The organism is Cytobacillus sp., assembly GCF_964223445.1.
Taxonomy (GTDB): Bacteria; Bacillota; Bacilli; order Bacillales; family Cytobacillaceae; genus Cytobacillus.
In genome coordinates, this window is the sequence record NZ_CAXQGS010000081.1 from 1 (window position 1) to 9,957 (window position 9,957).

Genomic DNA, 9,957 nt, shown 5'->3' on the forward strand with positions numbered 1-9,957 from the left:
GTCGAAAGCTTGCGAAAACAACTAAAACGATATTCTGTGATTCCACTGCTTACGCTAAGTGCATCCCTTATCACAGCCTGCAGCTTCCAAACCGGGGATACACAACAAGAAAACGCGGAACCTGATAAACAAGATGCTCAAGAAAAGTATGTAGGACGAGATCTTGAAATAGGGGTATTGGGCATGCCACCAGAAATTAACTCTGAGAAAATCACCTTTCACACGGTTGAGGTTGAAGAGTTAAGCATTGAAACAGTCGAACAATACGATGGTTTCTTCGTGATGGAAGAGTATTTAGAAAAAGCGGCAGATGGACCGTACACTGAGGTATTTACTCAGTCCGATGTCCTCTTTTTCTTTATCCAAACTGCGGCGTATTATTTCCCTTTTGTGGATGACGAAATAAATTACGTGGAATATTCCAAAAGAGTGCATGATGAAGAAATCTTTTCTTATGGGTATTACCCACTGGCCGACGAAGGTGCTTCTGGTTGGCAATTCAACATTTTAGCGAAGGACCTGACTGAGGAAGAGTATACGGAAACGACTAGAGGCCTTTATTATGAAATGTTCAATGTTATTAGGGATTTATAAACGTCAAACTTTCTAGAACGGTACCAACGAAAGGAATGAGCGCATGTTTAAATCGAATCGTACAAACCAATTGCTTAAGATTGTCGGGATCTGGACCATTTACTTGCTGGTATTCACAACTAGCAGCTCTCCCCTTGCTCAAGATAAAACTTTCTTTATTTTAACTACTGCTTTTTATATTTTGACAACGATATTTTTCCTTTGGAGAATCAAGAACCCGAGTAAGAACATGCTTACAGAAGAAAACGGCATTCAAAAATAAGTAGGCAGGTTGAAAAATACCAAGGCGGGATTCTATCCTTTCCTTGGCATTTTTCAATCAGTTTATCTAGAAGTTCTCAAGTTTCTATAGAGTAAAAAGAGGGCAAAGCGATTTACGGTCAATTTCGATTCCAATGTACTCATCCCAAATGAAATACCGTATTTTTACTTTATATGCTTTTTTGCTATAATTATATATTAATTAAAAATTAATGAACTTGAACTACCCAGAAACTATCGACAATTTAACCTGTAGCTAGCTACTAGTTTGCTTGGGAAGGAGTTGCTCATTTTGAGCGAATTACTCGTATCGAAAAAGTTTATACCTATATATTTTATTGTAGGTCTGCTAGCTATTACTCTGTTTAGATCTTTAGAATTTTCATGGTTGGAAGTTTTTATGTCAACTTTTTTAGTGTTTTTTGTTGGTGTCATTTCTTTCATGCGGAATTTTATTTTCAATAGCGAAACTAGATACAATAAGTAAAAAAGAGGCCTACCGAAACAATTCTGGTAGGTCTCTTTTGCTCAGAAATAATTGTAATTAAACTGCAAAAATTACTTTTCTTCTTACAGTTAATAGCCTCACTTGATAAATTTAATTTTTTCCTCATGCTGGAATAATGAATACTGTTCAATTAGATTTTTGATTAATGGATTTAGTTCTGTGGGTAAACTTTTTACCGGAAAAAACCTAGCTTCTGCCGTTTCTATTCCATCAGCCTTCAAAGTACCGCCTTTTATATCATTTGTTACGTACGCAATAGTTATTGGGTAAAATTCATCTCCATTTTGTAACTTTATATAATGTTCTTGTCCGGAGAAAACCCCCACTAATTTTAATTTATCAATTTGAATTCCTGTTTCTTCAAATACTTCTCTTCTCCCGGCTTCTTCGGCAGATTCTCCAAGTTCAATAAATCCACCAGGCACTCCCCATTTACCATCCATTCGTTTTTGTAGTAAAAATTCTCCTATTTCATTTACTACCGCTACCGCAACACCAGTTAATATTAGCGGCTGATGACCAACCACTTTTCGTAATTTTTCAATATACCCCATATTGCCCTCCTGATTTTCTGTAATTTTTTCGTTAAATGGTTTTAATATGACGTTTAGTTTTACAGCGACACTTTTTTATGGTGTGTGCCAAAATAAGGTGGAAACGAATGGAATAACAACTGCCCAAAATAGCACAAGGGTATTTCCAAATAGCCCGACTATTTTAAACGATCTTTTTTTGCTAATTAAAGCTGTAATAATACCGATAATTGGTAGCGCAACTGCTATTATCAATACTGATTTTGAAAACAAATCTTCGTTAAAGAACCAGGTTGAATATACAACTAAAGAAATTAATAAAGCTGCAATGGATATTACACCAGACTTCATCATATTCATCTCCCGTTCAATGATAGAAAACGCCTTTACATTTACTAATATTACCAAAATATAAAAGTGATGACACTTATTTATTTCCTTATTTTGTAGCTATAAGGAAACTCGTTTTATTTTCATTGGTTCCATCTTGGAATTCCAGGACAACAACTTTCTATTACTAGGAAGTTAATCATCTTTTAATAGGTATTACATCAACCCCAAATGTTCCCGAAAAGTATGGCCTTTATAATATTTCCTGAAGATCCCACGTTTTTGCATTTCAGGAACAATATATGTGACAAAGTCCTCTAAACTGTCTGGAAATGTTGGAGGCATAAGGTTAAAACCGTCCGCCACTCCCTGTTCAAGCCAAACTTCCATCTGATCTACAATCTCTTCCGGCGTACCAATTAGCGTGAAATGCCCACCGCCTGCATTAAGATATCCCAATAACTCTTTAACGGTGGGTTGGGTATCATTAATAATTTCTAATATGGTTTCATAGCGGCCAATCGGACCTGTAAATTCTTCTACAGGAGGTAATGAAGGTACTTGTTTGTCCAATTCCCACTCTAAACAATCCTGCTTTAAAAAGAAGCTCAATTGTTTTAAAGCCGTTTCGATAGGTAAGCTTTCATCTAATACTGCCTTTTTCTTATGAGCTTCTTCGCTAGTATGTCCTACATAAGTCACTAAGCCCGGGAACACTTTAATATGTCGCTCACTCTTATTTTCTTCCATCTGTTTATCCAGCTTTTCACGGAATTTTTTTGCCTGTTTCAAATTCCAGGACACGGAATAGACGGCATCCGCATATTTCGCAGCTAGTGCTATGCCTTGTTTGGAGGCTCCCGCTTGCATCGCTACTGGCTTGCCTTGAGGACTTTGTGGCGTTGTAGATGGCCCTTTTACTTTAAAGTAAGCGCCCTTATGATTAACAGGGCGTATATTTAGAGGGTTGATTAATTGTCTTTCTGTTCGATTACATAAAAATTCAGTTTGTTCCCATGACATAAATAATTTATCCATCAAAGCCGCAAATTCCTCCGCCATTCTGTACCGTTCATCATGAGAAGGCAATTTTTCCATACCGTGATTTGATGCTTCTTCATCTCTCATCGAGGTAACCAGATTCCAGCCAACACGCCCTTCGGTAATATGATCGAGACTCAATAGTTGCCTCGACGCGGTAAAAGGATTGGAAAAGGTGCTAGAGATCGTTGAAACTAAACCTATATGGCGGGTTACTTGAGAAATAGCGGTTAAATTGACTATCGGATCTAGCCAAAATGCGGGCATTTCACTGGAGTCATTAGCGAGGAACGATTGACTGTCAGCAAAAAACACTGCATCAAAACATCCCGCTTCGGCTAACTGAGCTAATGATTGATAGTAAGAAATGTCACCGATTCGGTCCACGCTAGAATCAGGCATTAGCCATGCAGCTTGATGGTGGCCGCATCCGAATAGCAAAACCCCAATGTGCAATTGTTTACTTTGGGTTCTTTCCATCTATTACACTTCCCTGTACGTCATTATTGGTTATTTCGGTTATATCTTTAAATGCCGATCCTTTAAGGCTAGTTGTTAATTCATTGTCAAACCGCCGTCTACCGTAATATTCTGCCCGGTAATCCCATCCGCAAATTCTGAACACAAATAAGCCACCATATTCGCTACGTCTTCAGGAGTCGTCACTTTTTTTATTGGTGTTGATTGAGCAATTAAATCGAATACTTCCGGGGTAGTCACAGAGCTGGCATCCGTGGTTTTCAATAAGCCACCTGATACTATATTTGCTTTTATGCCGTACTGTCCCAGTTCTGAGGCGATGTTGCGCGTAAATCCAATTAATCCAGCTTTAGCTGTTGTGTATTCATGGTAAGGAACGACAGGATTTTGATACAAATTAGTCCCAATGCTGATGACGCTCCCATTCTGCCTTTCCATAAATTGCGGCATAACACTCTGGACTATATTGAATGCTGCCTTCAAAGTTCCATCCAGCTGACTTTGATAATCCGCCCAAGTAAGTTCAGTAAAGGGTTTCTGCTTGCTTGGATCAAATTTGAAGTTTACTAATGCATTATTGACTACAACATCAATTTGACCGAAATGATCCGTTGCTTGCTTTACCAAGTCATCAACGTCCTGACGATTCGTGACATCTGCATAAATTGCAACGGCATTCTCCTTCCCTAGTTTTGATGCAAGTTCTTCAGCTGCAGCTTTGCTTTGATAGTAATTGATCACTACACGATTCCCCTGCTGAACTAAAGCCTTTGCTATACAGGCGCCTAAGCCTCTGCTGCTTCCTGTCACCAATACGGTTCTATCCATTATTAACACTCCTTCATTTAGTTTCGATTGAGTGGCAGCAAAATATGCTAGCCAACTCCAATCGACCAAGATATTTAAGGCTCTTCATCCTAAATAACGATGGTATAGAGTTTTAGCTTCAGCGATGCTTTTTGTCCCGTGAATTAAAACGCGGCCATCCTTAAATACGACAAGGCGATGGTTTGAGGTAGAAAAGGAGAGCAGATAAGGATTGCGCTTAACCTCGCCTTTCCTTTTAGACAAGATTTTATCCAGGCTTTCCAAATCTCTATCCAGCCGTTGGGAGGGCCGGATTTGGACTGTATCTCTACCGCATAAAACAGCCGTTTTCGTTTGATTCGAAAAAGAAAGATAGGGATAAGAACGTTCCGCTCCACAAGAAAGACAATCCGCTTTTTTCAGCATATCGACCTTGATAGTCGATTGATGGTTTTTCCAAAGATCAAAGGAAACCAGTTTGTTTCTTAAATGCAGTCGATCTTCAACCAAGATTTTTAATGCCTCAGAAATCTGAAAGGACAGGACCATTTGAACAGCCGGACTGATGATTCCTACCGTATCGCATGTAATGCCTCCCATTGGCACCTCCTCTAACAAGCAATTCAGACACGGAGTCTCCCCTGGAAGAATTGTGTAGCTGATTCCATAACTTCCCACACAGGCGCTGTAAATCCAAGGAATTGAATATTTTTGGGATATATCATTGATTACCATTCGGATGTCAAAATTATCACTTGCATCTAATATCAAATCCACGCCCTCTATGAGCCGTTCCATTTCCTCAACAGATACATCCATGACATGACTGCGAATGTCCACTTCGGCATTGATTGCGCTTAACCGTCTTTTAGCTGCTACTGCTTTTGGCGTTCGCTGTTCTGCTTCCTCTTCGGTATAAAGCTGTTGACGCTGAAGGTTGCTCCACTCTACATAATCCCGGTCCGCAAGGGTTATCTTCCCTATGCCTGCACGCACTAGCATTTCGGCACTTCCAGTTCCCAATGCCCCCGCGCCGATGATCAAGACATGCTTATTCCTCAATTTCTCTTGCCCCGCTAACCCTATTGGAGCAAAAAGCTCCTGCCGTGAGTATCGTTCATTCAACTGAGGCTCATTCCTTCCATTGGGCTGCTGGCTGTGGCATACCGCTTTTTAGGAATTCGCCCAGCTTCATACCCTAGTCTGCCTGCTTCAATAGAGAGCTTCATCGCTTTAGCCATCTTCACTGGCTCTTTAGCACCGGATACTGCTGTGTTCAGCAAAACACCAGAGGCTCCGAGTTCCATTGCAATGGCAGCATCAGAAGGCGTTCCGATTCCAGCATCGACAATAACAGGGACAGTGGCTTGCTCAATGATGAAAGAAAGATTCAGTGGATTAATGATCCCTTGCCCAGAGCCAATAGGAGAAGCACCTGGCATTACGGCGTGGCAGCCTAATTCCTCGAGGCGTTTCGCCAGTAATACATCATCTGATGTATAGGGCATGACAATAAATCCTTCTTTTAGCAGCTCTTCTGATGCTTTCAATGTTTCAATTGGATCTGGCAACAAGGTTTTTTCGCAACCGATTACTTCCACTTTAATCATGTCACAAAGTCCAGAAGCCTTAGCTAATTTTGCAATTCGCACCGCTTCTTTGGCAGTCTTTGCACCCGCTGTGTTCGGCAGCAGGGTATATTTCGAAATATCCAGTTTTTCAAGAAAATTGGGCTGACTCGCTTCAAATATATTCATTCTCCGGACCGAAAACGTGAGAATTTCGGTACCTGATACATCTACTGCTTGTTTTTGTGTATCAAAATCGGGATACTTCCCAGTCCCTAATAATAAACGTGAGGAAAATTCGAGATTTCCTATTTTCAACATAATTATCCGCCTCCCACAAAATGAACTAGTTCGATACTATCCTTATCAGAGATCAGGCTTTCGGAATGCTTGGCCTTCTCCAATATCTCTCCATTTTTTTCAACAATAATTACTTTGTCGTACAGTTTAAAATGCTGAAGTAATTCAGTGATTGTCTCTATTGCTTCCGGAATTTCTACTTGATCACCATTTACAGTTAATATCATGTTTATCACCTCTGTATTGGATTGCCCTTTTTCATGCATCGTTCTATCCGAAAAGGGGAGATATCAATTGATGGGGTTTTCGCTTCAATTAAATCAGCCATGACCTCACCCGTTATAGGGGAGAGCAATATGCCATTTCTAAAATGACCCGTGGCTATAAATAACCCTTTATAGGCGGGGTGTTCCCCTATATACGGCAAACCATCAGCAGTGTGCGGGCGGATTCCGCTCCAGGCGGATTCCCATTCGCATTGCGAGATAGAAGGCACTAGTTTCTTGGCTTTTTCCATCAGAAAAGAAAGTCCCTCTACAGTGACTTGTTCGTTAAATGTGTTAGGCAAGACGGTTGCTCCGACAATAATTCTTCCGCCCCTTTTTGGGACAAGGTAGCAATCATCCGTAAAAATAGTGCTGGACAATAAGGGGGTCTCCGCCAGCACAGAAAAGCATTCCCCTTTCACAGGTTGAGAATCGAGATGAATGCCGGTGTGCTTGAGTAACTTTTCACTCCAAGCGCCTCCTGTTATAACCACATTATCAGCCATAAAATCACCATCATTTGTAGCGACCCCTGTAATCCTTTCGTTTGAGAAATAAAAGGAATGAACTTCTACATATTCCTTGACCACAGTCCCAAGTGCTGATGCAGCTTTTAAAAATGCCATGGCCAGTTTTGGGGCTTCCACTTGCCCATCGTTTTCAAGATACATCGCCCCTCTTATTTCTTTTGACAATGCCTGCTCTCTTTTTCTCGCTTCATCGCCGGTGAGCAATTCGGCGGCTTCCCCATTCTGTTTATGGATTTTGCTGATCTTGCAATGTTCCACATGCTCCCGGTCTGTTAAGGAAAGCCTCAGCATTCCTTTATTCATGAGTCCGATATCAACTCCGCTTATCATTTTCAATTCGTCTGATAAACGGCTAAACATGGCTCGGCTTGTTCTAGCCAAATGGAAAAGTGGACCTTCCGCGTCTAATTCCGCTTGTGCCCCAAGCATCCCAGCTGCGGCCCCAGAGGCTTTATTTGCAAGCAGTCCTTTTTCAAGCAATAATACTTTCAATCCTCTTTTCGCCAAATTAAAAGCTATCGCGCCGCCATTAACCCCGCCTCCGACGATAATGGCATCGTACCTTGTTTTCATTGCACTTCCTCCTTAACCCTTGTCTGAGTTCATTGGTTTAGACAAAAAGGAACGATATCGCCGCACTGCCTGTACAGGGTCTTCTGCTTTTAGCACCCCTGTCATTACGGCAATCCCTTGTGCGCCCGCTTCGATAAGCTTCGCAGTATTTGATGGTTTAATCCCGCCAATCGCTATGACTGGAATCGAAACGGACTCAGAAATGAAACCTAGCTGTTCTACCCCTTTCGGCTTGAGTCCTTCTTTCGATGAAGTCGGATATACATGGCCAAAAAACAAATAATCAGCACCCTGTTTCTCAGCGAGCTGAGCTTCTTCGAACGAATGGACTGAACACCCTATTTTTAAATGACCAAACTTCCGTCCTACAACCGCCGCAGGCAACGAATGAGAGGCTAAATGAACTCCATTTACATCTGAAACGAGTGCGACATCCACTCGATCATTAATTATTATTTTCGAAAGCGGTATTTTTTCTCTGACTAAAAGTCCAATAAGTTCATATAGTTCTTTTGCTGTTTTCGCTTTTTCACGAAGATGGATGAAATCGACATCGAAATGAATCTCACCGAGAATTCCCGCTAATAGTTCTGGTTTTTGCTGTCCTGTAGAAACAATATGCAACTCTCCATTTCTCATAAAGCCTATCCTCCATTCCAATTCTCATTTCACAAAACTCTCCTGCAACTAAAAAAACCACTCCGGCGAGGGAGTGGTTTGGGTAATATTTTAAGAATAGCTAAAATATATAGCAACCACTTCCCTCCGCTAGTATTAACTAGATCAGGTTCAAAGGGTCCGGATTACTCCGTCTCAGTCCTAAAAGACTCCCCTAGTGTTTTTCTATTCAATTTTCGAATTAGATAAAGCAAGCTTAACATCTATCGCAAGATATATCCAGTTAATTCTAAATATTGTTAATTTGTTGGGATTTGCAAGGACGTTTTTCTCGTAATCACTTGAAGACTTTGCCCATATAAACTTCGTTTTGGAGCTTATCTTGAAGCAAGACCGATTTTTTTCGGACCCCCTCTACTTTGTAACCATTTTGTTCAAAGAGCTTACGGGCCTGTGCGTTTTCTTCTAGCAAGGTGACCTCAAAACGTTTGATGCCTTTTTCTTCTGCCCATTCCTCTGATTTCTGGATAAGTGCAGAGAGGATGTCCATATCATTCTTATGTGCTTGCACCACAAGGTCGACTTCAGCTCGGTGGGCAACCCGTCTCGACTCATTGCCTGCAATCTTCATGTAGCCGACGTGCTCCCCGTTCAGAATGGCCAGCAATATGACTGAACGGCCGCTTTGGTTCCATTCAATAATTTGCTGCCTGATTTTTTTCGACGATGCTTCCTGCTGTTCCTGGCCGTACACTAAAAATTTCGATTCCATTTTTGATTTTTTATGCAATACTGATAAAAAACGAGCATCTCCATGTAAAGCTGGACGGATGATCAACACATCCTTATGGCTCTCATTTTCCGACATTGTATCCTTCTTCTCGAATACGACATAGTGATTCGGCTGGACATATTTCACGGTATAGCCAGCCGCTGTCCATGCTTGATAATGTCTGGCGGGGGCTTTTGTTTTTTTCCACCAGCTATAATTTAAATAGGCGCTGCTAGGAAGGCTGTATCCCATAATTTTTTCAATTTCTCCAAACTGCAATGTAATCGTCTGGTTAGTCGATTCCGAAAAGTACGTTGCCAAGGAGCGATATTTCTTTTCCAATGCCATGTCCATTAAATTACTTCCTTTCGAAAATCGTCATTTTATTGCATCTATTTAGGGCTCTTAGAAAAAACGCCGCAAAGAATCCATAGATTCCTTGCGGCTTTGCTTATAGCGCTATAGTCTAAAGCATTTGACCTGTTTCACTCATTAAATTGATGTGCTTATTTCCGGTTTTTATCAAACCGATAAGAAGCAGAATTCGGTTCAATTCATTTTCGTATGCCACTACCATACAGAATCAGCATAAAAAAGGCCTGGCTGTATAACTCTTTGCCTGCATAACCTAATTTCTCAAGTGATTTCTATATAATAGTCATTAAGAACCCCTACATAAATATAAATACCCATTAAAACAAAAAACTAAACCTTTTAAAACTGATCAACCCTCGGAAAGTAACGGTATATATGAAAATATAAGCAATTAAATTGGC

General features: G+C 40.7%; 12 protein-coding genes and 1 riboswitch. Of the genes, 2 read left to right on the top strand and 10 right to left on the bottom strand.

Annotated elements, in window-relative coordinates:
- A partial coding sequence (locus tag ACEQ1T_RS15080; RefSeq protein ID WP_370223570.1) for a hypothetical protein occupies positions 1-594 on the top strand: 594 nt, incomplete at its 5' end.
- Positions 595-637: 43 nt separating this feature from the next.
- Complete coding sequence (locus tag ACEQ1T_RS15085; RefSeq protein WP_370223571.1) at positions 638-856, top strand: hypothetical protein; 219 nt, start codon at positions 638-640, stop codon at positions 854-856.
- Between the two features lie 584 nt (positions 857-1,440).
- On the opposite strand, the gene ACEQ1T_RS15090 is transcribed toward ACEQ1T_RS15085, so the two are convergent.
- The 10 genes from ACEQ1T_RS15090 to ACEQ1T_RS15135 all read right to left on the bottom strand — a co-directional run bounded on the left by ACEQ1T_RS15090 (position 1,441) and on the right by ACEQ1T_RS15135 (position 9,535).
- Positions 1,441-1,917 (bottom strand): NUDIX hydrolase, encoded by a 477-nt coding sequence (locus ACEQ1T_RS15090; RefSeq protein WP_370223572.1) that lies wholly within the window; start codon positions 1,915-1,917, stop codon positions 1,441-1,443.
- A 75-nt stretch (positions 1,918-1,992) separates the two neighbouring features.
- Positions 1,993-2,250 carry a hypothetical protein gene (locus ACEQ1T_RS15095; RefSeq protein ID WP_370223574.1) on the bottom strand — a complete coding sequence of 86 codons (258 nt, stop codon included), beginning with the start codon at positions 2,248-2,250 and terminating at the stop codon, positions 1,993-1,995.
- A gap of 192 nt (positions 2,251-2,442) precedes the next feature.
- On the bottom strand, positions 2,443-3,747 hold the full coding sequence (locus ACEQ1T_RS15100; protein ID WP_370223575.1) for an LLM class flavin-dependent oxidoreductase: 1,305 nt from the start codon (positions 3,745-3,747) through the stop codon (positions 2,443-2,445).
- Positions 3,748-3,822: 75 nt separating this feature from the next.
- A complete protein-coding gene (locus ACEQ1T_RS15105; protein ID WP_370223576.1) occupies positions 3,823-4,575 on the bottom strand; it encodes a 3-oxoacyl-ACP reductase in 753 nt (250 codons plus the stop codon).
- 84 nt (positions 4,576-4,659) lie between these two features.
- Positions 4,660-5,679, bottom strand: a complete 1,020-nt coding sequence (locus ACEQ1T_RS15110) for a thiazole biosynthesis adenylyltransferase ThiF (RefSeq protein ID WP_370223577.1) — start codon at positions 5,677-5,679, stop codon at positions 4,660-4,662.
- Entirely contained in the window at positions 5,676-6,443 is a 768-nt protein-coding gene (locus ACEQ1T_RS15115) for a thiazole synthase (protein ID WP_370223579.1), read from the bottom strand. Before ACEQ1T_RS15115 ends, ACEQ1T_RS15110 begins: the two co-directional genes overlap by 4 nt.
- 2 nt (positions 6,444-6,445) lie before the next feature.
- Positions 6,446-6,649, bottom strand: a complete 204-nt coding sequence (thiS, locus tag ACEQ1T_RS15120) for a sulfur carrier protein ThiS (RefSeq protein ID WP_370223580.1) — start codon at positions 6,647-6,649, stop codon at positions 6,446-6,448.
- Between the two features lie 5 nt (positions 6,650-6,654).
- A complete protein-coding gene (gene thiO, locus ACEQ1T_RS15125) occupies positions 6,655-7,791 on the bottom strand; it encodes a glycine oxidase ThiO (RefSeq protein ID WP_370223582.1) in 1,137 nt (378 codons plus the stop codon).
- A 12-nt stretch (positions 7,792-7,803) separates the two neighbouring features.
- Positions 7,804-8,430 (bottom strand): thiazole tautomerase TenI, encoded by a 627-nt coding sequence (tenI, locus tag ACEQ1T_RS15130; protein ID WP_370223583.1) that lies wholly within the window; start codon positions 8,428-8,430, stop codon positions 7,804-7,806.
- A 104-nt stretch (positions 8,431-8,534) separates the two neighbouring features.
- Positions 8,535-8,635: riboswitch (TPP riboswitch) on the bottom strand.
- A 111-nt stretch (positions 8,636-8,746) separates the two neighbouring features.
- Complete coding sequence (locus ACEQ1T_RS15135) at positions 8,747-9,535, bottom strand: N-acetyltransferase family protein (protein WP_370223585.1); 789 nt, start codon at positions 9,533-9,535, stop codon at positions 8,747-8,749.
- Positions 9,536-9,957: the final 422 nt, after the last annotated feature.